The organism is Streptomyces sp. NPDC088261, from assembly GCF_044740805.1.
Lineage (GTDB): Bacteria > Actinomycetota > Actinomycetes > Streptomycetales > Streptomycetaceae > Streptomyces.
Map to the genome: position 1 here is coordinate 79,609 of NZ_JBIURL010000013.1, position 25,466 is coordinate 105,074.

Genomic DNA, 25,466 nt, shown 5'->3' on the forward strand with positions numbered 1-25,466 from the left:
GCAATCAGTCCGAGGTGGGCGCAAGGCTGGAACGAACTTGTTCGTGACGAACATGTTCGTTATGGTCGGGGGGTGACTTCACGTGAATCCGCACCCCGTAGCCGCCGTGAGCGGCCCGCCAAGGCCGCACTCACCTATGAGGGGATCGTCGCCACCGCCGTCGGGCTCATGCGGGCCGAGGGGCTTCAGCGCGTCACGATGCGGCGGCTGGCCCAGGAGCTCGATACCGGGGCCGCGTCGCTGTACGTGTACGTCGCCAATACCGCCGAGCTCCACGCCGCGATCCTGGAGGAGCTGCTGGGGGGTGTGGACCTGCGGCCCGTCGGGGCTCGTGACGGTGGGGGCTGGTGCGACCGGCTCGTGTCCGTGCTCGGGTCGTACACGCGGGTGCTCTTCGAGCACCCCAGCCTCGCCCAGTCCGCCCTGGTCGCCCGGCCCTCCGGGCCCCACTACCTCGCCCTCGTCGAGGCGATCCTCGCCCTCCTGCACGAGGGGGAGGTGCCCGACGCGCAGGCCGCCTGGGGGGTGGACGTGCTGTTGCAGGTCGCCACCGCCACCGCCGCCGAGCAGTCCGTCCGCGACCGGGCCGCCGACGCGGAGGCCGAGCACGACAGGCTCGTCGCCGCGCTGCGTGACGTCAGTGCCGTCACCCATCCACGGATCGCCGCCCTCAACACCGCGCTGCTCTCCGGCTCCCACGAGCAGCGCCTGGCGTGGATCTTTCGCATGGTCATCAACGGGGCCAGGAGCACCCCGGTCACCACGGAGGCATGAGCATGAACTTCAGCTTGAGTGCGAGTACGCATCACCCCATCGCGATCGTCGGCGCCGGCCTCGGCGGGCTCACCCTCGCCCGCGTCCTGCACGTGAACGGCATCGACGCGGCCGTCTTCGAGCTGGAGCCCGACCGGTTCGCCCGCACCCAGGGCGGCATGCTCGACATCCACGTCGAGTCCGGGCAGGCCGCCCTGCGCGCCGCCGGGTTGTACGAGGGGTTCCTGGCCCGGGTCCACCCCGGCGGCGAGACCCTGCGCGTCTACGACCGGCACGCCCGGCTCGTACTGGAGGAGAAGGACGACGGCGAGGGCAGCCGTCCCGAGGTCGACCGGGGTGACCTGCGCGACCTCCTGCTGGACTCGCTCCCCGAGGGGACCGTGCGCTGGGGCGCCAAGGTCACCGGCGCCCGGCCGCTCGACTCCGGGCCGCTCGGCACCGGGCCGCGAGGAGACGGGCCGCTCGCCTCCGGGCCGCGAGGAGACGGGCAGCACTCCGGGCGCCACGAGGTCACCCTCGCCGACGGCACCACCTTCACCACCGACCTCCTCGTCGGGGCCGACGGCGCCTGGTCCCGCGTCCGCCCCCTCCTCTCCGACGCCCGCCCCGCCTACACCGGCGTCTCCTTCGTCGAGCTGGACCTCCTCGACGCCGACACCCGCCACCCCGAAAGCGCCCAGCTCATCGGCGCCGGCATGTGCTTCGCCCTCGGCGACAACCGGGGGTTCCTCGCCCACCGCGAAACCGACGGCAGCCTGCACCTCTACGTCGCCCTGCGCGCCGCCGAGGACGTGCTGTCCGCGATCGACTTCACCGACGCGGACGCGGCCAAGGCCGCCGTACTGGAGCACTTCGAGGGCTGGGATCCGGCTCTGCGGCGGCTGGTCACCGACGCCGACACCCCGCTGGTGCCCCGGCTCATCCACGCGCTGCCCGTCGCACACCACTGGCAGCGGACCCCCGGCGTCACCCTGCTCGGCGACGCCGCCCACCTGATGTCCCCCTTCGCCGGGGAGGGCGCCAACCTCGCTATGATCGACGGCGCAGACCTGGGGCGGGCGCTTGCCGCGCACCCGGGGGACGTGGAAGCCGCGCTGGCCGCCTACGAGGCCTCCCTCTTCCCGCGCGCCGAAAGCACCGCCCGCGCATCCGCGAAGAGCCTCGACACGATGTTCGACGACCGGGCGCCGCAGCCGATCGTCGACATGTTCGCCGCCCTCGCGTCGTCGCGGCAGGACACCCCCTAAGGCGTGTCCGCGCCGCCCGGTGCGTTCCTTCGGGTGGTCATCGGCGGCTTCGGCCGGGTGACCGGGGTGCCGGGCCCCCCGGCGGTGCACGATGGGCGACCGCGCCGCCCCTCGTCGGCCGTGAGGCCGGGGCCGGGGCCGGGCGGCTCTTCCGGGCAGCACCGACCAGAGGACTGATCCCCATGCGTGTCTTGGTCGCGGGCGCCACCGGTGCGGTGGGCCGACTCCTCGTACCCCTGCTGCTGGACGCCGGACACCAGGTCACCGGCGTCTCCCGCACCCTCGCGGGCACCGAGCGGGTACGGCGCCAGGGCGCCTCGGCGGTCCAGGCCGACGCGCTCGACCCCGCCGGTCTGCGGCAGGCGGTGACCGCCGCCGCGCCCGACGCGGTGATCCACCAGCTCACCGACCTGACGGACGCCGACGGCGCGGCGACCGACCGGCTGCGCAGGGAAGGCACGCGCAATCTGGTGGACGCGGCCCACGACGCCGACGTGCACCGGATCGTTGTCCAGTCGCTCGCCTGGGTGTACGCGCCCGGGGACAAGCCGGCCGACGAGTCCGTACCGCTCGACCTCGGGGCGGCGCAGCCGCGCGGCGCGATGGTGGAGGGGGTACGGGTGCTGGAGGAGACGGCGGCGGAGATCGACACCGCGGTGCTGCTGCGGTACGGCGTCCTGTACGGCCCCGGCACCTGGTACGCGCCGGGCGGCGCCGTGTCCGCGGCCCTCGGGGGTGACCGGGAGGCGCGTTTCCTCGGGGACATCGAGGCGGATCTGTCGGTGAGTTCGTTCGTCCACGTGGCCGATGCCGCGCGGGCCGCCGTCGCCGCCCTCGCCTGGCCTTCCGGGCCGGTGAACATCGTGGACGACGAGCCGGCGCGGGGCCGCGCGTGGCTGCCGGTCCTGGCCGCCGCGCTCGGGCGGCCTGCGCCGGGGCCCGCGTCGGGACAGCGGAGTTGGGCGCGGGGGGCGTCCAACGAGCTGGCGCGCTCGCGGGGTTGGGAACCGGAGTACGCGTCCTGGCGGACGGGCTTCGCGGCGCAGGAGACGTGACGGTTCGTCGGGCAGCGGGAAACACCGAGGGGTGCGGCGGATGATCCGCCGCACCCCTCGTCACACTGACACCGCCGTCAGCGGGCCCTCATGGGGCCGTCAGCGGGCCGTCAGTGCGAGCGGACCGCTCCGCGACGCCGCATGAAGAAGAGGACTCCGCCGCCGACGGCGAGCAGGGCCGCCGCACCCGTGGCGGTCGCGATGACGTTGCCGCCGCCCGTCTCGGCGAGGCCGCCCTGGGCGCTGCTGGACGTCGAGACCACCGGCGACGCCGACTCGGACACCAGGGCCGAGGTGGACGCGCTCGGGGACGCCGACTCGGCCTCCGTGGGCGAGACCGTTCCGGGGGCCGTGGTCGGGACGGTCCCGGGCGCCGTGGTCGACGGCGTCGTGTCCGGGGTGGTCGTCCCGGGCGGCGTCGTCGCGGGGGTCGCGGCGGGGGGCGGGGTCTGGGCCGGGGTGGGCGTCGGGACGGGCTGCGCGGTGCAGTTCTTCGTACCGCCGTTCCAGGACGCGATCAGCTTGTCCTTGATGACCGGACGGTCGGGGCCGATCGGCAGGTCGCCGTGCTCGAAACCGTCGTTCGCGTCCTTCTTCCCGTCGAACTTGACGCTCCCGCGGTAGAGGTCGACCTGCGCGAAGCAGCCGACGTCCGGGACGGCGATGTCGAGGGTGTCGGTCGCGTTCTGCTTCACGTTCACGGTGTCGAAGTCGTGGAAGACCTGCTCGCCGGAGGTCGCCCACGTCGGCCCGAACGTACGGTACGAGGCGAGCGAGGCCGTGCAGGCCTCGGCGTCACCCGCGGCGCGGACCTTGACGTGCACCTTGCCGTCCTCGGACGGCTTGAGGTTGAGGTCGTCGACCTGGACGGAGGCCTTCCAGGCCAGGCCGTCGAGGGAGAACTCACAACGGTCCGTCGCGGTCTTCACACCGGCGCCCGTCCCCGGCTTGTAGTCCGAGGGGTGACCCTTGTCCCAGCCGTTGCCGCCCGGGCAGTCGCCCGCGTACGCGGACGTGGCGGCCACGGCGGACAGGGCGACGGCCGCGGCGCTGACCCCCAGCAGACGCCACACGGTGACATGACTCGCTCTGGGCATGAAGAATCCAATCCTGGCTTCGCGAAGCCCGGCGCGGGCACGCGGAAAGGCGACGCCTCCCAGAGGGACACAGCCTCTCGGGAGGGCACACTGATGCCGCGCAGGGCCGGATGGTCGAGGGCGCCCGGGAACCGCGGTGGGGTCCCCGGCGCACATCAGGCATCGTGGTTCCTGCGGTACGGGCGTGTCAACTCCCGTCACACCGCTCACACTTCACTGGTCAGGGAGGATGCCGGGCGGGTCAGTGGCAGGAACCGTGCCGGCCGAGGGTTTCCACGGGCGTGGCGCCGGGCCGGGTCCACTGCGGTACGGGGCGGCTCGTCGGACCCCAGGTGGCGACGCCGTCGGCGTCCGACCGCCAGTACCAGCACGCCTCGTGGTCCACGGCCGGGCCCGGCGCCGGGTGCCCCTCGGGGCGGACCTCGGGGTGCTCCTCCCACGCCTCGCCCCGGCCGTGGGGCGTCATGTCGAGCAGGGCGAGGGACCCGATGACCGGTTCGTTGCCCCGGCCCGTCGTGGAGTAGGTGAGGAACACGCGGTCGCCGTCGCGCAGGAAGGCGGTGAGGTATCCCATCGCGCCGCCGACCGGCTCCGCCACGTCGCGTACCGAGTACCAGGGTTCGGTGTAGCCCATGAACGCGACGAAGGACGCCACCTCGTCCCAGCGCCCCGTCGTCAGCACGGCGTACGAGACACCGCGCGCGTTGAGGTAGACGGCGTCCTTCACGTGCCAGGCCGTGGTGGTGCAGCCCTCGCACTGGCCCTGGTGGGGGGTGTCGTCGTACCACATGTGCTTGTAGACGACGAGTTCGTCGCGCCCCTGGAACAGGTCCAGGAACGGTACCGGCCCGTCGGGCCCGACGACCTCCACCGACCCGTCGACCTCCACCCTCGGCAGCCGCCGGCGGGCCGCGGCGATCGCGTCGCCCTCATGGGTGTGCGCCTTCTCACGGACCAGCAGCTCGTCACGGGCCGCCTGCCAGGTGGCGAGGTCGACGACGGGCGGCCTGCCGGGGAGGCCGTTGCCGGGGTCGCGGGGGGTGGTGGTCATGGGATCCTCCGGGGTGGGTGGTGTCGGTCCGGGGGCGGTACGGCACGAGCCACGACGTCACGACGGACACGGTGTCGTACAACCCTCACCGGAACAGACTGGCCATCCGGCCGAAACTCATCGCACCCGCCACGCCCATGCCCACTTCACGCCCACGCGGCACCCCCGACGGGACCACTCCACGCCCACGCCCACGCCCCCTCCCGCGATCGCGTGGCGAGTCGATAGCCTGCGTCCTCATGACGCGCGCATGGATGCTGCCCACGCTGCTGGTGCTCTGCGGATCGGCCGTCGCGGCCGGACTGGCCCTCCGGGGGAGCCCCTGGGGAGCCGCGGCGGCCCTGCTGGTGTTCCTGCCGCTCGCGGGCGCGCACTCGCCCCTGGTGTTCCCGAGGTCGATCGGCGCCCTGGAGGCCCAACGCCGCAGCGCGGAGGACGGCCGGCCGGTCGTCTTCTGGCGGTCGGGCTGCACGTACTGCATGCGCCTGCGCCTCCGGCTGGGCCGGGACGCCCGCCGGGCGCACTGGGTCGACATCTGGCGCGATCCGGACGGCGCGGCGGTGGTGCGGGCGGCCAACGGCGGCGACGAGACCGTCCCGACGGTCGTGGTGGCGGGCCGGTCCCGTACCAACCCGGACGTGGAGTGGGTACGGGAACAGCTGTCTTCCTCCGCGTGACGGTGAGCGGTGAGCCGCGAGCGGTGAGCCCGAGCCCCCGGTCCGGTCACAAGGCGATCAGGCCCGCCGCCGACGGCCGGAAACCGCAGGCGTCGAAGTAGAAGGACCGCAGCTTCTCCTCGAAGTCCACGTGCAGCCAGTCGCATCCCGCCGCGCGGGCACGGTCCGCGGCCGTCCGGACCAGCGTGGCGCCCACTCCCCGCGAACGGTGGCGCCGCGCCACGACCGTATCCAGGACAAACGCGTGGACTCCGCCGTCCCAGGCCACGTTGACGAAGCCGATCAGGTGGTCTCCGTCCCGGGCGCAGACCCAGCCGAGGCTGTGACGGCGCAGCCGCGCGTGCCAGTCGGCGGGGGCCGCGGAGTCTCCCGCCCGGGGCCCGAATCCCTCGGCGTGCAGCGCGCCGAGAGCCGCGTTGTCGAAGTCGCCGCGCCACTCGTACGTGATCGTCATGATCCGAACGTAGTGATCCCCCGCGGGCGGGCACCAGACGGGATTCCGGGGCGGGCCGCTCAGTGTGCTCCGGGTGCTCCCGGCCGGAGGCCGCGGCGCCAGAAGGTCGGTAACCACCAGCACAGCACGGAGAGGTCCTCCGGCCAGGGTGTACGGTCCTCCGTCTTCGCCTCCTCCAGGCCCTTCCAGTCCTCGAAGGAGTCCCGCGACGGGTCGATGGGACGCCAGGCCGGGTCGAGCGTCTCGTTCTCCGCCGGGGAACGTACGTACCGCTTGCCGTGCTCGTCGCACGCGCCGAAGTCCTGGAAGTTCCGCTGGGCGTCCAGCAGCGATATGCGGTTGGCGCCGCCGGGCATCGAGGGCCAGCGGAACTGCGCGCCGTCGTCCTCCCAGAAGCAGATGGGACAGATCTCGTGGGAACCGGGCATCTCGTCGAGGACGCGATGGCCGCAGCAGGGGCAGGGGTATGGATTTCTCACCAGCGCAGTCTGAACCCGGTGGGAGCCCCATGGAGCGCCTTCGCGTCATCGAGCGGACGGGGACCGCCCGTCACCCGTCCCCGCGCCGCGTCTGGTACCTGGCGTACGGCTCCAACATGGACCTCGGCCGGCTCGCGTACTACCTCGCCGGCGGCCGCCCGCCCGGGGCGGCCAGGGCGTACCGGGGCTGCCGCGACCCCCGGCCGCCGGAGCGGTCCGTGCCGGTGGAGGTCCCCGGCGCGGTGTACTTCGCCACCGAGTCGTCCGTGTGGGGCGGTGGCCGGGCCTTCTACGATCCGGACGCGCCGGGGCGCGTGCTGGGCAGGGCGCACCTGGTGACGGCCGGGCAGTTCTCGGACATCGCCGCGCAGGAGATGTACGGGGAGCCGGGCACCGATCTCGACCTGGCCGAGGTGGTGAGCGCGGGCGGCGGGCGGGTGGTCCGGGGCGAGGGCCGTTACGAGACGCTGGTGTGCCCGGGCGCGCTCGACGGGGCGCCGGTGGTGACGTTCACGGCGCCCTGGGGTGCGGGGGACGTCGAACCGAACGCCCCGTCCGCCGCGTATCTGGCCTTCCTGGGGAAGGGCCTGCTCGCCACGGGCGCGTGGGACGCGGAGACGGTGGTGGCGTACCTGGCGGCGTGTTCCGGTGTGTCCGGGCGGTGGACGGAGCGCGGGATCAGGAGCCTGGTGGACGGGTAGCGGCCGCCGCGCCCGTGACGGCGTCCTGGCGGCGGTCTACGCCGCGACGTACCCGGCCCGGGGCCGCGGTCAACGTCGAACGGTGTCCCGGACCTCGTTCGTTCCGAGGTCCGGGACACCGTCATGCATCAGCGCCGAGCGCCTACTTGGTGAAATACAGGTACTGCCACGCCCCGTACGTCGACGAGTTCACACTGTCCCCCGACGAACCGTTGATGTACGCCGACCGCACCCGGGCGCGGATCCCCGCCCCGCCCTTGCCGGGGCCGCCCAGCTTCACCGCCGACTTCCCGTTGCCGCCCAGCGCGAAGTACTCCGGGTCGCCCGCCGGGTACCACGAGCCGCCCGAGTAGACCTGGAGCTCGAACCGCTGGTGGCGGCCCTGGTAGTAGCTCATGGTCGTGGTCAGGAGCGGGTCGCTGGTCTCGCGGAACCAGTAGTACTTCGTGGAGCCGATCGTCCCCGTCCTGTAGTGCTTCGAGACGGCCGTGGAGATCTTGACCTTGGCGAACCCGGTCGACTTGACCGACTTTGACGCCGAGCGCGCGTCGCCCGCGAAGACGGCCGTGAGGGTGGTGTCACGGGTCATGTCCACGGTGACCGACAGGTTGCCCTTGGAGTTGACCTTGCCGGTCTTGACCAGCCGCTTCGGCTTGTCCGCGCCGAACGGGTCCGCGTAGATCTCGACCGTGCGGCTCTTGTACGTCGCGCCGAGGTGCGCGGTGAAGGAGACGTCCGCGCCGTACGAGTAGAGCTTGCCGTTGTTGTTCAGCGTGAGGCTCGTCGCGGTACGCGAGACCTCCACGGTGTCGGACGCCGAGACCTTCGTGTGCGTCGCGTCACCCGCGTACGCCACCGCGTACTTCACCTTGCCGCCGGCCGGCGGGGTGTCCGCGAAGGCGAAGGAACCGTTCGCCGTCGTCTTCACTCCGGGCAGTACCTTGCCCTTGGGTGAGTCGATGTCCGTACGCGTCACGGTCAGGGCCGTACCCGCCGGAAGGGCCTTCGCCGAGGTCAGCTTGCCGGTGACGGTGAGCTTCTTCGCGCGGGTCGCCTTGGCGGGGGCGGAAACGGTCAGCTTGGGCACGTACTTGGTGGGGTCGGTGTACGACCGCAGTGTGTACACGCCGTTGCTGTTCTGCGAGACGGCGAAGATCCGGCTGCCGTCCGGGGCCCAGGCCAGCGCCCCGTCGACCTGGGTGTCGCCGCCGCTGTCGTTGCCCGTGTTCCCGTACTCGTACTCACGGATCGGAGTGGTGGAGCCCTGCTCGTAGAGGTGCAGGTCCGAGCCGTACCAGGAGCTGGTGCCCGACGCGACCGTGCCCTTCGGGCCGATCGCGACCGAACTGCCGTAGTCACCCGACGGGTAGCGGCGCAGCTCGTGCAGATCGGTCGTGGAGTAGGCAGGGTTGTAGTACGGGTAGCCGGCGGCCGTGACCACCTCCGTGCCGTCGGGCGAGATGTCGAGGTCGCGGAGGTTGCTGCCCTCGTTGCCCGGGTTGCCGTCGAGGACCCGCAGCACCGCGCTGCCGGACGTCACGTCGTACAGCGCGACCGTGCTCTGCCCGCGTTCGCCCACGGCCAGCAGGCCGGGCGCGGCCGGGTCGGAGCCGAGGAGCGGCGGCAGGTACGACGACAGGTCGCCGTCCTGGTCGAGTGCCACGACCGGCTCGGCCCCGGACAGGTCGAGCGAGCCGAGGTTGCCGGCGGAGTCCAGCCCGTACCCGAACCAGAGCTTGCCGCCGGCGACGGCGAGGCTCCGCGGGTTCTTGGCGTCGCCGAGGGTGTACTCGGCGGCCTTCGTGTACGTGGCCGTGTCCACCGACACGATCCGGTTGGCGGCCCCGACAGCCGCGTAGACCTGACCCGAGTCGGCCGAGAGGGCCAGGCCGTCGACGCCCGGCAGACCGGTGACGGTCTTCTGGACCGTACCCGCGTAGTCGGTGACGACGAGCTTGCCGCCGGTCGGGTCCGAGACGTAGACGCGCTGGTGGAGACCGTCGACCAGGACGTCTCCCGCGGACTTCAGGGAGAGGGTCTTGGCGGAGTCTGCGGCGGCAGGGGCCGCCGTGGCCGCGACGAGCGCGGCCGAGCTGAAGAGGACCGCGAGCGAGGTCGCGGCCGCGAGGGTGCGCGTGCGCACAGTGGTGATTACCCCCCAGGTAATGACCGCATCAAATCACCCGCGGATCGCGGGGAGCGGTTGGTGTCACCCTAGGGCACGGGTCCGACAGCAGGGCAGTGGGTTTCCGGGGAAGGGGTTCGCGCTGGTCACAGGTCCAGCACGATGCCGTCCCTCGGACGCGAGCAGCAGATCAGCACGTCGCCCTCGGCCGGCGGCTCGACCGGGTCCGGGTCGTACGCGACGCCCCCGGACAGCAGGGCGCTCTCGCAGTTGTGGCAGACGCCGGTACGGCAGGACCAGCGGGTCGGTACGTCGCACGCCTCGGCGAGTTCGAGCAGGCTCGCGTACCGGGGGTCCCAGGGCACGGTGAGGCCGCTGCGGCTGAACGACACGTCGGGACCGGGAGTCGCGGGAGGTTCGGGGGGCGGGTGCGGGTCGTGCTGCTCCGACGGGTTCACCCCGGGGTTCAGCGCGGCCCCCGCGCCGAACGTCTCCATGTGGATCCGGTCGGGCGCCATCCCGTACCGGGTGAGACCGGCGGTGAGGTCGTCCATGAATCCCACCGGGCCGCACAGGTACGCGTCGGCGTCGGTCGGCAGTCCGACACCGCGGAGTGTGTCGGCGGAGAGGCGGCCGGGGGTGGTGTAGTCGACGCCCCGACGGTCGTGGTCGGCCGGGCGGCTGTAGCAGATGTACGCGTGGCTCGCGGGGAGCCGGTCCAGCAGCGCGCGGCTTTCGGCGGCGAAGGCGTGTTCGGCACGCTCGCGAGCGCCGTGGAGCCACCAGACCTCGCGGGGGGAGGCCGTACCCGTACCCCTGGATTGATCCCCGCCCCCGTCCGCCAGCGCGTGCAGCATCGCGAGAACCGGTGTGGCGCCGACCCCGGCGGACGCCAGCACCACCGGGCGTTCGCCGTCGGCCAGGAAGAACGTGCCGCGCGGCGCGGCCACGTCGAGCGTGTCGCCCACCCGTACCGTCGTGTGGATGAGCGTGCTGGCGGCGCCGTGCGGCTCCTGTTTCACACTGATGCGGTAGCGGCCGTCGCCGGGGTCGTTGGAGAGCGAATAGCTGCGGATCAGCGGAGAACCCACACCCCCGGGGCTCCCGGGATCCTCCGGACGCAGCCGCAGCGTGACGGACTGGCCGGGCAGCCACGCGGGCAGCCGGGAGCCGTCGGGGGCCGACAGGGTCAGGGAGAACACACTGTGGCTCTCCTCCCTGATCGCGTCGACCCGCAGCGGCCGGAAGCCCGCCCACGCGGGCGGCGGGCTGCTCGCGGCCGCGGTCAGCCCGGTGTTGCCGGACGAGCCCGCCGGGGCGCCGCCGGCCTCCTCCTTGGCGGACTGCTCCTTGAGGCTCCGCAGCGAGGCCTGCCAGCCGGGACTCAGCGCGGAGAGGCGCAGGGCGCGGTCGAGGTCGTCCCTCGGGTGCCCCGGCAGGTAGAGCAGGGAGTCGATGTCCGCGACCGTCATCCCGCCCGGCCCGTCGGCGACCTTCACGATCTCCTGCCCCGCCTCGATCTCGCCCTCGACGACCACGCGCATGTAGAAGCCGGGCCGCCGGTGCGACACGAGCAGGGCCGCCATCCGCGGCTCCTCCATCCGCAGGCCCACCCGGTAACAGGTCACGCGGGGCTGGCTGACCTCGAAGACCGCGTCGCCGATCCGGTACCGGTCACCGATGCACACCTCGTCGTCCGGCAGCCCGTCGACCGTGAGGTTCTCGCCGAACTGCCCGGTCTCGATGCGGTCGCGGCCCAGGTGCTTCTCCCAGTGGCGGTACGAGTCGGTCTGGTACACCAGCACCGCGCGGTGCACGCCGCCGTGGCCCCCCAGGTCGCCCTGGCCGTCGCCGTCGATGTTCAGACGGCGGGCCATGCGGGGGCCGTCGACGGGGTACTTCCAGACTCCGGTGTGCACGGTACGGCCGTGCCACGGGACGTCCTGGGGCATGCCGACGTTCATGGATGCCAGCGTGGCCACGTCTCTCGCCTCCCTCGCTCCCGCTTGCTCGGTGGTCGGTGATCGGTGCCGGTGGCCGGTCCCGGTGCCGGACCGCGGTCATCGGCCTCGGTGGTCGGCCTCAGTGATTGGCCTCGGTGCGGCTGAGGGCGATCAGCACCTCCTGGGCGTGCGGGGTGTCCGCGATGTCCCCCAGCGTGAGCACCCCCACCAGCCGCCGTTCCTCCACGACGGGGATACGGCGGACCGAGTGCGCGCTCATGAGGTCCGCCGCCTGGCAGACCGACATCTCGGGGGTCACCGTCACCAGGTCCCCCGAGCAGGCTTCGAGCGCCGTGGCGACACCCGCGAGCGTCCCCTCGGCGGTGATCCGTACGGCGATGTCACGGTCCGTGACGAGCCCGTGCAGTTCGTCGCCCGAGGTGACGAAGACACAGCCCACGTCGGAGTCGCGCATGCAGGAGGCCACCGAGGTGAGCGACATGTACGGCGGGACGGTGACGGGTTCGCGGCTCATCCGATCGCGTACGAGGTGGGCCGCGACTGCTCGATTGTGGTGCATCGAGGGCTCCGCTCGGACTCGACGGACGGGGACGCTGTCCTGTCCGGGAGGGGACAGCCGTCCTTACCAGCATGGAACAGCCGCCGGGGATCCGCATCCGCGGTGGGATCCCTTGTTCGGCGTTCGGCCCGGGAAATTTCACGGGTGCGGGTCCCCGAGCCGTCAGGTCCGGGAGACTGGTGGTTTCTGGGTGTGTTTTCTGGGTGTTTGTGGGCGGGGTCCGGGGACGGGCGGCCCCGTGGGGAGGGGTGTGACCGTATGAGTCGTCGTTCCAGCGGACTGATCGGGGTCTGGGCCGAGGCGCAGCGGCAGCAACAGCGGCAGCGGGAGGCGCAGGAGCGGGCGGCCTTCCGGCAGCAGCGGGACGCGGAGCGGCAACAGCGGGCGTACGCGCGCGAGGTGGCGCGGTACGGCCGGGAGCAGCAGGCGGAGTACCGGCGGCAGCGGGAGGCCGAGGCGCGGCGCCGTACGGAGGAACTCGACGCGCGCGTCGTGGTGTTGGAGGGCCTGCTGGCGTCCGGGTGCCGGGCGCCCGCCTTCCGTACGTCCGCGCTGGCCCGGGTGGAGGAGATCGAGCCGTTCGCGCCGGGGCAGTTGGCGTATCCGGTGCCGCTGCCGGATCCGGCGCGCTACCAGCCGCAGGCGGGCGGCTGGACGGCCGGGCGGCGCGCGGCGGCGCAGCAGGAGGCGCAGGCCAGGTACGCGCACGATCTGCGTGCGGCGCAGCAGGCGGAGGGGCACCGGCTGGAGCAACTGGCCGCGTACCGGCGGCAGTACGACGCGTGGGCGCACGGCCGGCTGGCGGAGGTGCGGGCGCACAACGCGGGGGTCGCGGCGACGGTGGAGGCGTTGCGGGCGGGGGATCCGGAGACGGTGGTGGAGTACTTCTCGGCGGCGCTCTACGCGTCCACCGGCTGGCCGGAGGACTTCCCGCGCCAGGTGTCGGCCGCTTTCGACCGCGGGGCGGGGCAGTTGGCGCTCGACTGGGAGCTGCCGGGGTACGCGGTGGTGCCCGAGGTGAAGGCGGTACGGTTCGCGCCCAGCCTGGACCAGGACAAGGAGACGCCCAGGCCGGTGACGCAGCGACGGGCGCTGTACCGCGCGGTGTTGGCGCAGTGTGTGCTGCTGGTGCTGCGCGACCTGTTCGCGGCGGACGAGTTCGGTACGGTGCGGTCGGTCGCGCTGAACGGCTTCGTGGACGACTTCGATCCGGCGACGGGGCACCGGGCGCAGGTGTGTCTGGCGTCGGTGCTGGCCGAACGGGACGCGTTCGACGGCCTGAACCTGGAGCTGGTCAGCGCGGTGGACTGCCTGACGGAGGGGTTGCGGGGGCAGTTGTCGGCGCGGCCCGACCAGCGGGCGGCGGTACGGCCGGTGCGGCGGCCGGACGAGGTGGGCTCGGGGGTGGTGTCGCACGGGGGCGGCGAGGAGCCCGACCTGCTGGCGATGGATCCGGTGGAGTTCGAGAGCCTGGTCGCGGAGTTGTTCCGGGCGCGGGGGATGCGCGCGGTGATGACGCAGCGCTCGAACGACGGCGGGGTGGACGTGGACGCCCTGGACCCGGACCCGATCAGCGGCGGCAAGATCATCGTGCAGGTGAAGCGGTATCGCGGGACGGTGTCGCCGAGCGCGGTGCGTGACCTGTACGGCACGGTGCAGGGCGCCGGGGCGAACAAGGGCGTGCTGGTGACGACCTCGGGCTTCGGGCCGGGCTCGTACACCTTCGCCAACGGCAAGCCGCTGACGCTGATCTCGGGCACGGAACTGGTGGACCTGCTGCACCAACACGGTCTGCGGGGGCGGTTGGGGGACGGCGCCGCCGTACCGACGTCCGCCCCCACCTCCGGCACCCCCGGCGACACGCCGCCCGGCCAGGACGACTTCAACACGCTGGGCATGACATGGGCGGGGACGGTGGCCCTGGACGTGTGCGCGCTGGTGTGCCGGGGGAGCCGCGTCCTGAGCGACGACCACTTCGTCTTCTTCAACAACGAGCGGACACCGGACGGTTCGGTCCGGATGGTCCCCGCGGCGGCGGGCGACCGGGCCGCGATACGGGTGGCGTTCGACGCCCTCCCGACGGCCGCCGACCGGCTGGTGATGGTCGCGGCGGTCGACCCGGTGGTGAACCCGGAGGCGGACCTGTCGGGCTTCACCGAGGCCGGCATCCGTCTACGGGACCGCGCGGGCGCGGAGTTGGACCGCCTGGACGTCTCGGACGGCCGCCCCGGGGAGACGGCCCTGGTCCTCGGCTCGTTCCGCCGGCGCGCGGGCGGCGACTGGGACTTCGTACCGGGCGGGAAGGGCTACCGGAGCGGACTGGGCGGCCTGGTGGGGGACTTCGGGATCGAGACGGAGTAGCGAAAGCGGGGGGGGGTACGGCTTCCGGCGGCACGGAACAGCGGAGGGGTACGGCTTCCGGTGGCGACGCACGGGGTCCAGCCACCAGAAGCCGTACCCCCTCCGCTCACCGCCCCCTCGACGTCACCGCCCCGACAGCCGGTCCGCCACCCGCGCGATCGGGTCCGTCGTCGTGCTGCGGGCCGTCGACTCGCGGCGGTCCGCCGTGCGGTAGGCCGCGTACATGCCGTGGACGCCCAGCCACCGGAACGGCTCCGGCTCCCACGCCCGGACCTTGTGGTTCACCCACGGGAGCGTGGTCAGTTCGGTCGCGCCCGACTGGCCGGAGTCCTGTTGCACCAGGTCCCGCAGGGTCCGGGCGGCGAGGTTGGCGGTGGCGACGCCCGAGCCGACGTAGCCGCCCGCCCAGCCCAGGCCCGTGGTGCGGTCCAGGGTGACGGTCGCGCACCAGTCGCGCGGCACGCCGAGGACCCCCGACCACGCGTGGTCGATGTGGGCGCCGGCCGTGGTCGGGAAGAAGCGGACCAGGATCTCGCGCAGCGCCTCGACGGTGGCGGGCCGCGTGCGGCCGTCGTTGTCCGTCCGGGAGCCGAAGCGGTACGGGTGCCCCCGCCCGCCGAGCGCGATCCGGCCGTCCGCCGTGCGCTGCGCGTACATGTACGCGTGCGCCATGTCGCCCAGCGTCTCGCGCCCCTCCCAGCCGATGGTGTCCCAGACCTCGTCGGACAGCGGCTCGGTGGCGATCATGGAGGAGTTCATGGGGAGCCAGGTGCGGCGGGAGCCCTTGATCGCGGCGGTGAAGCCCTCGGTGCAGCGCAGGACGTACGGGGCGCGGACCGTCCCGTACGGCGTGACCGCGTGCTTCGGCCGGATCTCCGTCACCGGCGTCGACTCGTGGATCGTCACGCCCAGCGCCTCGACGGCCGCCGCGAGCCCCGTGACCAGCTTCACGGGGTGCAGCCGGGCGCCGTGCGGGGTCCAGGTGGAGCCGACGGCTCCGGTGACGCGGATCCGTTCCGCCGTCTCGCGGGCCCCGCGCAGGACCCGGTCGGTCTCGCCGAACGCGACCTCCGCCGCGTGGAACGCCTGGAGACGGGCCAGCTGGGCGGGCGTGTGGGCGACTTCGAGGACGCCGCCCCGGTGGATGTCCGCGTCGATCTTCTCCTCGGCGGCGGCGCGGACGACCTCGTCCACGGTGTCGTTCATCGCCCGCTGGAGCCGTACGGCCTGGTCGTGGCCGTGCAGCCGCGCGTAGCGGTCGCGGCCCGCGATGCCGTTGTACAGCCAGCCGCCGTTGCGCCCGGAGGCGCCGTACCCGCAGAACTTCGCCTCCAGCACGGTGATGTTGAGGAACGGGACGGCCTTCTTGAGGTAGTACGCCGTCCACAGCCCGGTGTACCCGCCGCCCACAATGCAGACGTCGGCGGTCGCGTCGCCCGGCAGGGGCTCGCGGGGCGCGGGGACGCCGCCCTCCGCGTACCAGAAGGAGATGCCGCCGTTGACGGTCGGGCTGCGCTTCGTCGTGCTCATGGGCCTGTTCATACGCCTGAGCCGTCGTCCTTGTCCATGCTTGTCCGCGCTTCCCTGGGCTTCTCCACGTGGTCGTAGGCTTCTTCCCGTGATCGAGATCCCGGAGGAGCTGGCCCGTACCCAGGCGAAGGCCAATGGGGAAGCGGGCCGCGCGTTCGTCGCGGGGCTGCCGGACCTGGCGGCGGAGTTCGTGGCGCGGTGGGAGCTGCGCCTGACCGGGCCCGCGATGTACGGCGTGTGCGCGCTGGTGCTGCCGGTGGAGCGGGCGGACGGCACGGCCGCGATGCTCAAGCTCCAGCTCCTGGACGACGAGTCCGTGGGGGAGCCGGTGGCGCTGCGGCTCTGGGAGGGCGCCGGTGCGGTACGGCTGCTGCGCCACGATCCCGTGACCGGCGCGATGCTCCTGGAGGCGCTGGACTCGACGCGGGACCTGTCGGGGGTGGAGTCGCGGGAGGCGGTGCGGATCATCGCGGAACTGCTGGCGCGGCTGACGGCGGTCCCGGCGCCGCCGGAGGTACGGAGCCTCGGTGACGTGGCCGCGCGGATGCTGGAGAACGTACCGGCCCTGTCTGCGCGGCTGCCGGACGCGGCGGAGCGGGCCCTGCTGCGGGACTGCGCGGCGGCGGTGCGCGAGGTGGCGGGGGAGCCGGGGGACCGGCTGCTGCACTGGGACCTGCACTACGAGAACGTACTGGCGACCTTTCCCGGCGACCCGCGCGGCCCGTGGCTGGCGATCGACCCCAAGCCGCTGTCCGGCGACCCGGGCTTCGACCTGATGCCCGCGCTGGACAACCGCTTCGACGCGGCGGAGACGCGGTGGCGCTTCGACCTGATGACGGAGGTCCTGGACCTGGACCGGCAGCGGGCCCGGGCCTGGACGCTGGGCCGGGTGCTCCAGAACAGCCTGTGGGACGTGGCGGACGGCGAACGGGCCCTGCACCCGGACCAGGTGTCGGTGGCGCGAGCCCTGCTGACCCGCTGAGACGCGTGACCCGCTGAGACATGTGACCCGCTGAGACGTGTGCCCCGCCGAGACGTGACCGGGCCCGCGTGCCGCCCGCCCACCCCCACCGGGCAAGCTGTCCCCATGATTCGTACCGCCGCAGCCGCCGACGTCCCGGTGATCCACACGATGATCCGCGAGCTGGCCCTCTACGAGAAGGCCCCCGACGAGGCCCGCGCCACCGAGGCCCAGCTCCACGAGGCCCTTTTCGGCGAGCACCCGGCGGCGTTCGCCCACCTCGCGGAAACCCCCGACGGCGAACCGGCCGGCTTCGCGCTCTGGTACCTGAGTTTCTCCACGTGGCGCGGCGTCCACGGCATCCACCTGGAAGACCTGTACGTACGCCCCACCCACCGAGGCTCCGGCCACGGCAAGGCCCTCCTGACCGAACTGGCCCGCCTCTGCGTGACCCGCGGCTACGAACGCCTCGAATGGTCGGTCCTGGACTGGAACACGCCCGCCGTGGACTTCTACCGTTCCCTCGGAGCCGTGCCGATGACGGGCTGGACCACGAACCGGCTGACGGACGACGCGCTGGTCAGGCTCTCAGGTGCGCCGGGGCGGGGTGAGCTTCGTGAGGTCGAGGGTGATCTCGAAGGGCACCGCGAGGCGGAGTGAGTCTCTGAAGATGCCCATGGGCACGTAGGTGGCGGTCGGCTCGTCGAGTTCGTAGACGTGGACCACCGGAGATCCGTCCTCGTCCTCGATGCGCCAGTAATGCGGAATCCCGGCCTTCGCGTACTTGAGGAGTTTGACCGTGCGGTCCCGGTGGGCGGATTCGGGGGAGACGACCTCGATGACGAGCTGTACCTCGTCGGGAGAGAACCAGGTCCGGTCGCCGTCGTAGTCGGCCGTCGTCACCAACAGGTCCGGCTCGGGCCGGTTGCGCTGATCGAGCTTGATCGTCATCTCGCGGCCCACTCGGGTGTCGGCGGGCACCTGCTCCATGAGGGCGACGGTGAGGACCGAGATGAGGTGGCCGTGCCACCACCGCTGCGGCGACATCATGAAAACGAGTGCTCCGTCGATCAGCTCGGTGTGGCGGGGGGCCTCCGGCAGGTGGTCCAGGTCCTCCGCGAACCAGCCTTCCGCGCGCGGCGGGCGCATCCAGTCGGGCAGGGCGGTCATGGGACAAGCTTAGCGATGTCGCCGGTCAGGAGGAGGCCGTCGTTCGGGTGGTCCTCCCGAGGGATGACCGGCGCGTGACTAGACCGCCGCGCCCGGAGCGTCCGCCGCGCCGTTCGAGCCCATCGAGCGGGGCGACTTGGCGTTGATCAGGGCCGCGCCGATGATCGCTGCCGCCAGGAGGATGATCGCCGCCCAGGCGATCGCCACCGTGAAGCCGTGGACCGTGCCCTGGTCCACGATGTGGGACCTCTCCGCCGGGGTCAGGCCGCCCTTCCGGGCCGCCGCGGCGAGGTGCGCCGTCAGGTACGTCGTCGTGCTGGTCGCCGCGATCGTGTTCAGCAGGGACGTACCGATGGAACCACCCACCTGCTGCGCCGTGTTGACCGTCGCCGACGTGACGCCCGAGTCCTGCTGGGCGACTCCGGAGGTCGCCGTCGAGATGACGGGCAGGAACGTCAGGCCCAGGCCGAAGCCCAGCAGGATCGTGCCCGGCAGGATGTGCGCCGGGTAGCTGGAGTGCGTGTCGATGAAGGTCAGGGAGTACATCCCGCCCGCGCTCAGCAGCAGCCCGGGGACCAGGAGCCAGCGCGGCGCCACCAGGGGGAGCAGGCGGGCCGAGATCTGTGTCGAGCCGATGATGATGCCCGCCGACAGCGGCAGGAAGGCCAGGCCGGCCTTGATCGGCGAGTACCCGAGGATGTTCTGGAGGAAGAACGTCAGGAACAGGAACGCGCCGAACAGCCCGATCGTCGTCAGCGCCATCACGAGGACCGAACCGCCCCGGTTGCGCTCCCTGATGATGTGCAGCGGCAGCAGCGGGCCGGGGGACTTGGTCTGCCACCACGTGAACGCGGCCAGCAGCACGACCCCGATGCTCAGCACCGTCAGGACCTCCGTGGACGTCCACCCGTCCGACTCCGCCTGGCTGAACCCGTACACGATCGCCACCAGCCCACCGCAGCCGAGGATGACCCCGGGGATGTCCAGATGCGCGTCCTTGGTGCCCGCCCGGTCCTTGAGCAGCATGAAGGCGCCGATGACGGCGAGGAGGGCGATGGGGACGTTCACGTACAGGCACCAGCGCCAGCTCAGCCACTCGGTGAGGATGCCGCCGAGCAGCAGCCCGATCGCGGAGCCGCCGCCCGCGATGGCGCTGAAGATGCCGAAGGCCTGGGCGCGTTCCTTGCCCGCGGGGAAGGTCGTGGTGAGGAGAGACAGCGCGGACGGCGCCAGGACGGCGGCGAAGACACCCTGGAGCGCGCGGGAGAGGAAGAGCATCTCCTGCCCGGTGGACGCGCCGCCGATCGCGGAGGAGCCGGCGAAGCCGATGAGCCCGATGATGAACGTGCGCTTGCGGCCGACGAGGTCCGCGATCCGGCCGCCCAGGAGCAGGAGACCACCGAAGGCCAGGGTGTACGCGGTGATCACCCACTGGCGGTTCCCGTTGCTGATGTGGAGGGCGCGCTGGGCGGAGGGGAGGGCGATGTTCACGATCGTCGCGTCGAGCACCACCATGAGCTGCGCGGTCGCGATGACGGCCAGGGCCCACCAGCGGCGCGGATCCGGTTCGTCCGCGGGGACGCCCGAGGCGCCGGCGGGGCCGGGGGTCGACGGATCGCTCATCGAGATCTTCCTTCGCAGTGGACCTCTGCTGGCATGGCTCAGCTCAGAACACCACGAAACGGCCTGTTTCGCCCCTCGGTGAAGGAGGGGGTACGTACCGGCGCCGGACCCCTGTACCGGCGCCGGTACGAGCTTCGCGGACGCCCCCTACGGCTCCAGTACGACCTTCCCCATCGTCGCCCTGGTCTCCAGCGCCCGGTGCGCCGCCGCCGCCTCGGCGAGCGGGAAGCGCTGTACGGCGGGGCGCAGCCGGCCGGCCGCCGCCTCCGCGAGGGAGCGCTCCTCCAGGACCCGTACGTCCCCGCCCACCTTGCTCAGCATCACGGGGCCGAGGACGGACTCGGAGGTGATGGACCTGGCGGCCAGTTCCTCGTCCGTGAAGGTCAGAGGGGAGCCGTTGTGCGGGCCCTCACCCGACCAGCCGAAGACCACGTGCCGGCCGCCCTCGGCGAGGAGGTCGACGGCGGCGAGGGCGGTGGCGCCGCCCACGGAGTCGAAGACGACGGTGGCGCCGCGTTCGCCCAGACGGCCGCGCACCCGCCCGGGCCAGTCGGGGCGCGTGTAGTCGACGGCGAGGTCGGCGCCGTTGCCGGTGACGGCCGAGACCTTCGCGGGGCCGCCCGCGAGGCCCACGACGGTGGCGCCGAGGTTCTTCGCGTACTGGACGAGGAGCGTGCCGATGCCGCCGGCCGCCGCCGTGACCACGGCGACGTCGCCGGGGCCCAGGTCGGTGAACTGGAGGATGCCCATCGCCGTACGGCCCGTGCCGATCATCGCGACCGCCTGGGCCGCGTCGAGGTTCGACGGGATCTCGTGCAGCCGGGCGGCGTCCGTGACGGCCAGTTCGGCGTAGCCGCCGGGGACCATGCCGAGGTGCGCGACGACCGGCCTGCCGAGCCAGCCGGGGTCGACGCCCGCGCCGAGCGACTCGACCGTGCCCGCGACCTCGCGGCCGGGGATCGTGGGCAGCTCGGCCGGGGCGGGGAAGGGGCCCGGCATGCCCTGGCGCAGGGCGGTGTCCAGCAGGTGCACCCCGGCGGCGGCGACGGCGACACGGACCTGGCCGGGGCCGGGGACGGGATCGCCGGTGCTCTCGTACGTGAGGTTCTCGGCGGGGCCGAAGGCGTGGAGGCGGACGGCGTGCATGGCGGGCTCCCTGGGGGCGGGGGTGGTCGGGTGCGACCGGTGGTTCCCGGTACGACCGGTGATCTGGTACGGCCAGCCTCCGACGTCAAGCGCGCTTGAGGTCAAGGGCGCTCAAGGGCAAGCGTGCTCAGGGTCAACGACGCTTGACGTCAACGGCCGCGGGGTCCTGCGCGGACCCGCGCCGTACGGACAGCCGCTTCACCGCCAGCGCGGCCGCCGTGATCCCGCTGTTGAACGACACCTCCGACAGCACCCCCGGCGCCGCCACCTGATCGCCCGCCAGATACACCCCGTCGCCCCGCTCGATGCGCGGCCGGTCCCGCCATGTCGTGCCCGGCAGGTCCACCGCTCCCGTACGCCCGGTCGCGAGGGAGTCGCGGCGCCAGGTGACGCGCTCGCGCCAGCCCGGGAACCCCAGGTCGAGCAGGTGCTCGGCGCGCGCCGTCCCCTCGTCCTTGGACGCGCCGGGCCCGACCGGGAACTGCCCCTGGAGCAGCTGCTCACCGGCCGGCGCCAGGGACGGGTCCTGCGCCGTGAACCGTTCCAGCCACGCGGGGGCGTCCAGCCCGGACACGATGTACGGATCGCCCCGGCGCGTACGCAGCGCCAGGTCCAGCAGGACCGTACGGCCGCCGGTCCACCGCAGGCTCTCGTCACCGAGCAGCCGGCGCGCGGCGTCCAGGGAGGTGGCGACGATGACGGGCCCGTCCTCGGGCAGGCTCTCGACCCGGGCGGCCGTCTCGATCCGTACCCCCAGGTTCCAGGCGCGCGCCGCCATCCGGTCGACGACCTGGCCCCAGCCGCCGACGGGGAAGCGGGCCTCCGGCGGAACGGCGGTGGCCCGGCGCAGCCGCTCCTGGACGAACGCGGCGGAGAGCGAACCGGGATCGTGGTGGAAGAGGGCGACGGCGACGTAGTGCGCGGCGGCGCGGGCCGCCTCCGGACCCGCGACGGACGTCGCCCAGGTCAGGAAGTCGGCGTCCACCGGAGCGTGGGCCGTCCCGCGGAGGGCGAGCTTGAACAGCCCGAGCGGCGGGGTCCGGCGCAGGACCCCGCCCCGGTGGAAGAGGAAACGGGAACTCTCGCGCAGGGGCGGCAGACCGGCGGCCGGGCCGAGCAGGCCCCGCCGCTCCAGCCAGGCCCGGTGCGGCCCGCGCCGGTAGAGCGCGTGCGGCCCGTCGTTGGTGCGGTACGGACCCTCGGCGGTACGGGCGCGTCCGCCGAGGGTGTGATGGGCCTCGTGCAGGGTCACGCGGGCCCCTGATTCGGCGGCGGTGATGGCGGCGGTCAGTCCGGCGAGACCGCCTCCGACGACAGTGATGCGATCCATGGCTGCTGCTCCCCGTTCCCGGTCGTGGTTCTCGGTCCTGCTCGGTTCTTCGCGTCCTCCTACGGATGTGACGGTCGCGGGCCCCCGAGATGTGACATCGGGGAGGGGGGCGTTGTCAGTGGGGTGCGTCACCCTGGGGACATGGTGCGGAAGACGGCGAAGGCGACGAGCGGGACGAGGACGACGAAGGCCGCGAGGGGCGGCCCGGTGGCGAGGCGGCCGGAGGTACGGCTGCCTCCCCTGGTGCCGTACGACGAGGGCGGCGGCCTTGAGCCGGACGGGGACTACGACGGGCTGGAGTTCAAGGAGGTCGACCTGGCGGGGCAGGAGGGGCCGGGCTCGCGGTTCATGGACTGCGCGCTGCGGGAGTGCGGCCTGGACGGGACGGAGCTGGCCCGCGCGCGGTTCATCGACTCCGTGCTGAGCGGTGTACGGGGGGTGGGGACGGACCTGTCGGGGGCGTCGCTGCGGGACGTGGAGGTCCTGGACGCGCGCCTGGGCGGGACGCAGCTGCACGGGGCGGTGCTGGAGCGGGTGCTGTTCCGGGGAGGGAAGATCGACTACCTGAACCTGCGCAACGCCCGCCTCAAGGACGTCGTTTTCGAGGGCTGCTTCCTGGTGGAGCCGGATTTCGGGGGCGCGGTGCTGGAGCGGGTCGAGTTCCGTGACTGCGTGCTGAGGCGGGCGGACCTGAGCGGGGTGCGGATGACCGACGTCGACCTGCGGACGGTGGCGGAGCTGGACATCGCGCGGGGGCTGGACCGGCTGGCGGGGGCCGTCATCAGCTCGGTGCAACTGCTCCAGCTGGCACCGGCGTTCGCGGCGCAGATCGGGGTGCGGGTGGAGGACACGCCGGGGCCATAGCGCGACATCACGAAGGCCCCGACCCGGGGGGAGGAGTCGGAGCCTTCGGTGTGCGTCCGGAGCACGGCCTTGCGGTGGGGGGAGGAAGCGGTTGCGTGCTTCCCGGCCATTGCCCCGGCAATCTTCGTCTGCCCGACCCCGGGGGATGTACGCCTGCGGATCCGCGAAACGATGGGTGGGCTGTGTGGTCACTGTGTCGTGAAGGTGTGACGCACCAGGTCAGCGCCCGACGGGCGAGGGGCGGCGGATCAGATACGGGGGAACCGCGACTGGAGGTCCCAGACGATCGGGTTGTCGGCAAGGCCCTCGTGCAGGTCGGAGAGATCGGCGATCAGATCGTGCAGGAAGTCCCGCGCCTCGCGGCGCAGCAGCCGGTGCCCGAAGGTCAGCGGAGGCTCGTCGCCGGGCATCCAGTCGGCCTCCACGTCGACCCACCCGAACCGCCGGGCGAACAGCATCCGGTCCGCCGACTCGGTGAAGTCCAGCTCGGCGTATTGCGGCTTCGCCGCCCGCGCGCCCCGCGGATCGAGGTCGAGCTGCTCGACGATGTCGCACAACGCCCAGGCGAAGTCGAGCACCGGCACCCATCCCCAGGCTGTGGACACTTCCCGGTCCGCCTTGGTGTCGGCGAGATAGACGTCCCCGCAGAACAGGTCGTGCCGCAGCGACCGTACGTCCGCCATGCGGTAGTCGGTCTGCGGAGGATCGGGAAAGCGCCGTGAGAGGGAGTAACCGATGTCAAGCACGCGCCCGATGGTGTCACGCCCCTTCACCCACCCGGCCCCGGGATGCGACGGCCGGTCCGCCACCGGCCCGCGAGCGCGGCCCGAACGCCGGAGCCGGGGGCGGGCGGCGCCTAGCATCGGCGGATGCGTCGGTACGTGGTTTCCTCGGTGTCTGTGGTCGCCCTGGTGGGGCTGGTCGGTGGGTGTGGCGGGGGGAACGGAAGCGCGGGGCCGGATGCGGGCGGGGGGCGTGGGGTGGGGGATCCCTATTTTCCCGGGCTCGGGAACGGGGGGTACGACGTGTCGCACTACGGGCTCACCCTCGACTACGTCCCCGCCACCCGGCACCTCGACGGCACCGCCGTCATCACCGCGCGCGCCACGCGGAAGCTCACCGGCTTCCACCTCGACCTCGCCGGGATGGACGTCGCGTCCGTGACCGTGGACGGGCGGCGGGCCGTCGTCGGCCGTGACGGTACGGAGCTGGTCGTGCGGCCGCCCGAGGCGCTGGGGCGCGGGGAGGCCTTCCGTACCGTGGTCAGGTACTCCGGCGTCCCGCGCCGCATCACCGACCCCGACGGGTCCGCCGAGGGCTGGCTCGCGTCCGGGCGGCGGGCGGTCGCGCTGGGGGAGCCGACCGGGTCGATGGTGTGGTTCCCCGGCAACCACCACCCCGGCGACAAGGCGGCCTACGACCTCGCCGTCACCGTGCCCGCCGGCACCGAGGCCGTCTCCAACGGCGAACTGGTCGGCCGGCGGACGAGCGGCGGCCGGACCGTGTTCCGCTGGCGGAGCACCGCGCCGATGGCCAGTTACCTCGCCACCCTCGCCATCGGCCCGTACCGCGTGCACGAGGTGAAGGGGCCCCTGCCCCTCTATACCGCCGTCGATCCCGGCGCGGGCAAGGCGGGGGCCCGCCTGGTCGCCGCGCTGCCCGGGATCCTGGCCTGGGAGGAGAAGATCTTCGGCCCGTACCCCTTCTCCTCCGCCGGTGTGATCATCGGGCGCAGGGCCGACGCCGGATACGCCCTGGAGACTCAGACCCGCCCCTTCCTGCCCGGCCCGACCGACGTCAGCACGCTGGTCCACGAGCTGGCCCACCAGTGGTTCGGCGACTCCGTGACGCCGGAGTCCTGGCGGGACATGTGGCTCAACGAGGGCTTCGCGACGTACGCGGAGTGGCTGTGGGCGGCGGACCACGGGGGTGCGCCGGTGGCGGAGAATTTCACCGAGGCGTACGACGACGAGGAGAACTGGGCCTTCCCGCCCGCCGATCCGCCCACCGCCGCCGACCTCTCCGAACCGCCGGTGTACGGGCGCGGCGCGATGGTCCTCCAGCGGGTACGGGACGCGGTGGGCGACGCGACGTTCTTCCGGATCGTACGGGGCTGGGCGCGGACGCACCGTCATGGCAACGCCTCCACCGCCGACTTCACGGCGTACGTGGAGAAGGAGTCAGGACGGGACCTGTCAGGGGTCTGGGACAGCTGGCTGTACGGGGACGGCAGGCCCGGGCGGTAGGCGCGGACGGTGGGCCGGGACGGCAGGCTCGGAGGGCAGGCCCGGCTCGCAG

General features: G+C 72.9%; 23 protein-coding genes. 10 read left to right on the forward strand and 13 right to left on the reverse strand.

Annotated elements, in window-relative coordinates; translation table 11 throughout:
• The first annotated feature begins 72 nt into the window (after positions 1–72).
• From ACIODU_RS23940 to ACIODU_RS23950, 3 genes are all read left to right on the forward strand, one after another.
• Entirely contained in the window at positions 73–774 is a 702-nt protein-coding gene (locus ACIODU_RS23940) for a TetR/AcrR family transcriptional regulator (protein ID WP_401769822.1), read from the forward strand.
• A gap of 2 nt (positions 775–776) precedes the next feature.
• Positions 777–2,021 carry an FAD-dependent oxidoreductase gene (locus tag ACIODU_RS23945; protein ID WP_401769823.1) on the forward strand — a complete coding sequence of 415 codons (1,245 nt, stop codon included), beginning with the start codon at positions 777–779 and terminating at the stop codon, positions 2,019–2,021.
• Between the two features lie 182 nt (positions 2,022–2,203).
• Complete coding sequence (locus ACIODU_RS23950; protein WP_401769824.1) at positions 2,204–3,076, forward strand: NAD-dependent epimerase/dehydratase family protein; 873 nt, start codon at positions 2,204–2,206, stop codon at positions 3,074–3,076.
• 110 nt (positions 3,077–3,186) lie between these two features.
• On the opposite strand, the gene ACIODU_RS23955 is transcribed toward ACIODU_RS23950, so the two are convergent.
• Both ACIODU_RS23955 and ACIODU_RS23960 read right to left on the reverse strand, forming a co-directional pair.
• Entirely contained in the window at positions 3,187–4,173 is a 987-nt protein-coding gene (locus ACIODU_RS23955; RefSeq protein WP_401769825.1) for a hypothetical protein, read from the reverse strand.
• 241 nt (positions 4,174–4,414) lie between these two features.
• On the reverse strand, positions 4,415–5,224 hold the full coding sequence (locus tag ACIODU_RS23960) for a DUF899 family protein (RefSeq protein ID WP_401769826.1): 810 nt from the start codon (positions 5,222–5,224) through the stop codon (positions 4,415–4,417).
• 239 nt (positions 5,225–5,463) lie between these two features.
• Between ACIODU_RS23960 and ACIODU_RS23965 the strand changes: the two genes are divergently transcribed.
• Entirely contained in the window at positions 5,464–5,901 is a 438-nt protein-coding gene (locus ACIODU_RS23965; protein WP_356431445.1) for a glutaredoxin domain-containing protein, read from the forward strand.
• A 46-nt stretch (positions 5,902–5,947) separates the two neighbouring features.
• Here ACIODU_RS23965 and ACIODU_RS23970 read toward each other — a convergent pair whose 3' ends face one another.
• On the reverse strand, positions 5,948–6,355 hold the full coding sequence (locus ACIODU_RS23970) for a GNAT family N-acetyltransferase (RefSeq protein ID WP_401769827.1): 408 nt from the start codon (positions 6,353–6,355) through the stop codon (positions 5,948–5,950).
• 59 nt (positions 6,356–6,414) lie between these two features.
• Positions 6,415–6,834: a CPCC family cysteine-rich protein gene (locus ACIODU_RS23975; RefSeq protein WP_401769828.1), complete on the reverse strand. Its 420-nt coding sequence runs from the start codon at positions 6,832–6,834 to the stop codon at positions 6,415–6,417.
• A gap of 29 nt (positions 6,835–6,863) precedes the next feature.
• On the opposite strand from ACIODU_RS23975, the gene ACIODU_RS23980 reads away from it, so the two are divergent.
• Complete coding sequence (locus ACIODU_RS23980; protein WP_356431440.1) at positions 6,864–7,535, forward strand: histone deacetylase; 672 nt, start codon at positions 6,864–6,866, stop codon at positions 7,533–7,535.
• Positions 7,536–7,677: 142 nt separating this feature from the next.
• Here ACIODU_RS23980 and ACIODU_RS23985 read toward each other — a convergent pair whose 3' ends face one another.
• The 3 genes from ACIODU_RS23985 to ACIODU_RS23995 all read right to left on the reverse strand — a co-directional run bounded on the left by ACIODU_RS23985 (position 7,678) and on the right by ACIODU_RS23995 (position 12,138).
• Complete coding sequence (locus ACIODU_RS23985) at positions 7,678–9,678, reverse strand: Ig-like domain repeat protein (protein ID WP_401769829.1); 2,001 nt, start codon at positions 9,676–9,678, stop codon at positions 7,678–7,680.
• Positions 9,679–9,806: 128 nt separating this feature from the next.
• On the reverse strand, positions 9,807–11,642 hold the full coding sequence (locus ACIODU_RS23990; RefSeq protein ID WP_401769830.1) for an MOSC domain-containing protein: 1,836 nt from the start codon (positions 11,640–11,642) through the stop codon (positions 9,807–9,809).
• A 100-nt stretch (positions 11,643–11,742) separates the two neighbouring features.
• Positions 11,743–12,138, reverse strand: coding sequence for a CBS domain-containing protein (locus ACIODU_RS23995; RefSeq protein WP_356431434.1), 396 nt, complete (start codon positions 12,136–12,138; stop codon positions 11,743–11,745).
• Positions 12,139–12,441: 303 nt separating this feature from the next.
• On the opposite strand from ACIODU_RS23995, the gene ACIODU_RS24000 reads away from it, so the two are divergent.
• Complete coding sequence (locus tag ACIODU_RS24000) at positions 12,442–14,544, forward strand: restriction endonuclease (protein ID WP_401769831.1); 2,103 nt, start codon at positions 12,442–12,444, stop codon at positions 14,542–14,544.
• 123 nt (positions 14,545–14,667) lie between these two features.
• On the opposite strand, the gene ACIODU_RS24005 is transcribed toward ACIODU_RS24000, so the two are convergent.
• Complete coding sequence (locus ACIODU_RS24005) at positions 14,668–16,074, reverse strand: NAD(P)/FAD-dependent oxidoreductase (RefSeq protein WP_401769832.1); 1,407 nt, start codon at positions 16,072–16,074, stop codon at positions 14,668–14,670.
• Positions 16,075–16,162: 88 nt separating this feature from the next.
• On the opposite strand from ACIODU_RS24005, the gene ACIODU_RS24010 reads away from it, so the two are divergent.
• Complete coding sequence (locus ACIODU_RS24010) at positions 16,163–17,056, forward strand: aminoglycoside phosphotransferase family protein (RefSeq protein WP_401769833.1); 894 nt, start codon at positions 16,163–16,165, stop codon at positions 17,054–17,056.
• Positions 17,057–17,161: 105 nt separating this feature from the next.
• A complete protein-coding gene (locus ACIODU_RS24015) occupies positions 17,162–17,695 on the forward strand; it encodes a GNAT family N-acetyltransferase (protein ID WP_401769834.1) in 534 nt (177 codons plus the stop codon).
• Here the strand turns inward: ACIODU_RS24015 and ACIODU_RS24020 are convergent.
• From ACIODU_RS24020 to ACIODU_RS24035, 4 genes are all read right to left on the reverse strand, one after another.
• Positions 17,624–18,205 (reverse strand): Uma2 family endonuclease, encoded by a 582-nt coding sequence (locus ACIODU_RS24020; protein WP_401769835.1) that lies wholly within the window; start codon positions 18,203–18,205, stop codon positions 17,624–17,626. The two genes, ACIODU_RS24015 and ACIODU_RS24020, sit on opposite strands and share 72 nt — an antisense overlap.
• A 78-nt stretch (positions 18,206–18,283) precedes the next feature.
• Positions 18,284–19,828, reverse strand: a complete 1,545-nt coding sequence (locus ACIODU_RS24025) for an MFS transporter (protein ID WP_401769836.1) — start codon at positions 19,826–19,828, stop codon at positions 18,284–18,286.
• 147 nt (positions 19,829–19,975) lie between these two features.
• Positions 19,976–20,974 carry a zinc-binding dehydrogenase gene (locus tag ACIODU_RS24030; protein ID WP_401769837.1) on the reverse strand — a complete coding sequence of 333 codons (999 nt, stop codon included), beginning with the start codon at positions 20,972–20,974 and terminating at the stop codon, positions 19,976–19,978.
• Between the two features lie 133 nt (positions 20,975–21,107).
• Positions 21,108–22,304: a phytoene desaturase family protein gene (locus ACIODU_RS24035; RefSeq protein WP_401769838.1), complete on the reverse strand. Its 1,197-nt coding sequence runs from the start codon at positions 22,302–22,304 to the stop codon at positions 21,108–21,110.
• Between the two features lie 141 nt (positions 22,305–22,445).
• Here ACIODU_RS24035 and ACIODU_RS24040 point away from each other — a divergent pair, with 141 nt between their 5' ends.
• Positions 22,446–23,168: a pentapeptide repeat-containing protein gene (locus tag ACIODU_RS24040; protein ID WP_401769839.1), complete on the forward strand. Its 723-nt coding sequence runs from the start codon at positions 22,446–22,448 to the stop codon at positions 23,166–23,168.
• A gap of 248 nt (positions 23,169–23,416) precedes the next feature.
• Here ACIODU_RS24040 and ACIODU_RS24045 read toward each other — a convergent pair whose 3' ends face one another.
• Complete coding sequence (locus ACIODU_RS24045; RefSeq protein ID WP_327236021.1) at positions 23,417–23,914, reverse strand: hypothetical protein; 498 nt, start codon at positions 23,912–23,914, stop codon at positions 23,417–23,419.
• A gap of 123 nt (positions 23,915–24,037) precedes the next feature.
• Between ACIODU_RS24045 and ACIODU_RS24050 the strand changes: the two genes are divergently transcribed.
• On the forward strand, positions 24,038–25,414 hold the full coding sequence (locus tag ACIODU_RS24050) for a M1 family metallopeptidase (protein ID WP_401769840.1): 1,377 nt from the start codon (positions 24,038–24,040) through the stop codon (positions 25,412–25,414).
• Positions 25,415–25,466: the final 52 nt, after the last annotated feature.

What these genes read in the sequence shown, in the direction of transcription:
- ACIODU_RS24005 (WP_401769832.1), bottom strand. Translation starts at nt 16,074, where the DNA reads ATGAGCACGACGAAGCGCAGCCCGACCGTCAACGGCGGCATCTCCTTC.
- ACIODU_RS24035 (WP_401769838.1), bottom strand. Translation starts at nt 22,304, where the DNA reads ATGGATCGCATCACTGTCGTCGGAGGCGGTCTCGCCGGACTGACCGCC.
- ACIODU_RS24020 (WP_401769835.1), bottom strand. Translation starts at nt 18,205, where the DNA reads ATGACCGCCCTGCCCGACTGGATGCGCCCGCCGCGCGCGGAAGGCTGG.
- ACIODU_RS23950 (WP_401769824.1), top strand. Translation starts at nt 2,204, where the DNA reads ATGCGTGTCTTGGTCGCGGGCGCCACCGGTGCGGTGGGCCGACTCCTC.
- ACIODU_RS24030 (WP_401769837.1), bottom strand. Translation starts at nt 20,974, where the DNA reads ATGCACGCCGTCCGCCTCCACGCCTTCGGCCCCGCCGAGAACCTCACG.
- ACIODU_RS24015 (WP_401769834.1), top strand. Translation starts at nt 17,162, where the DNA reads ATGATTCGTACCGCCGCAGCCGCCGACGTCCCGGTGATCCACACGATG.
- ACIODU_RS23970 (WP_401769827.1), bottom strand. Translation starts at nt 6,355, where the DNA reads ATGACGATCACGTACGAGTGGCGCGGCGACTTCGACAACGCGGCTCTC.
- ACIODU_RS23980 (WP_356431440.1), top strand. Translation starts at nt 6,864, where the DNA reads ATGGAGCGCCTTCGCGTCATCGAGCGGACGGGGACCGCCCGTCACCCG.
- ACIODU_RS24040 (WP_401769839.1), top strand. Translation starts at nt 22,446, where the DNA reads ATGGTGCGGAAGACGGCGAAGGCGACGAGCGGGACGAGGACGACGAAG.
- ACIODU_RS24025 (WP_401769836.1), bottom strand. Translation starts at nt 19,828, where the DNA reads ATGAGCGATCCGTCGACCCCCGGCCCCGCCGGCGCCTCGGGCGTCCCC.
- ACIODU_RS23960 (WP_401769826.1), bottom strand. Translation starts at nt 5,224, where the DNA reads ATGACCACCACCCCCCGCGACCCCGGCAACGGCCTCCCCGGCAGGCCG.
- ACIODU_RS23995 (WP_356431434.1), bottom strand. Translation starts at nt 12,138, where the DNA reads ATGAGCCGCGAACCCGTCACCGTCCCGCCGTACATGTCGCTCACCTCG.
- ACIODU_RS23965 (WP_356431445.1), top strand. Translation starts at nt 5,464, where the DNA reads ATGACGCGCGCATGGATGCTGCCCACGCTGCTGGTGCTCTGCGGATCG.
- ACIODU_RS23955 (WP_401769825.1), bottom strand. Translation starts at nt 4,173, where the DNA reads ATGCCCAGAGCGAGTCATGTCACCGTGTGGCGTCTGCTGGGGGTCAGC.
- ACIODU_RS24050 (WP_401769840.1), top strand. Translation starts at nt 24,038, where the DNA reads ATGCGTCGGTACGTGGTTTCCTCGGTGTCTGTGGTCGCCCTGGTGGGG.
- ACIODU_RS24000 (WP_401769831.1), top strand. Translation starts at nt 12,442, where the DNA reads ATGAGTCGTCGTTCCAGCGGACTGATCGGGGTCTGGGCCGAGGCGCAG.
- ACIODU_RS23945 (WP_401769823.1), top strand. Translation starts at nt 777, where the DNA reads ATGAACTTCAGCTTGAGTGCGAGTACGCATCACCCCATCGCGATCGTC.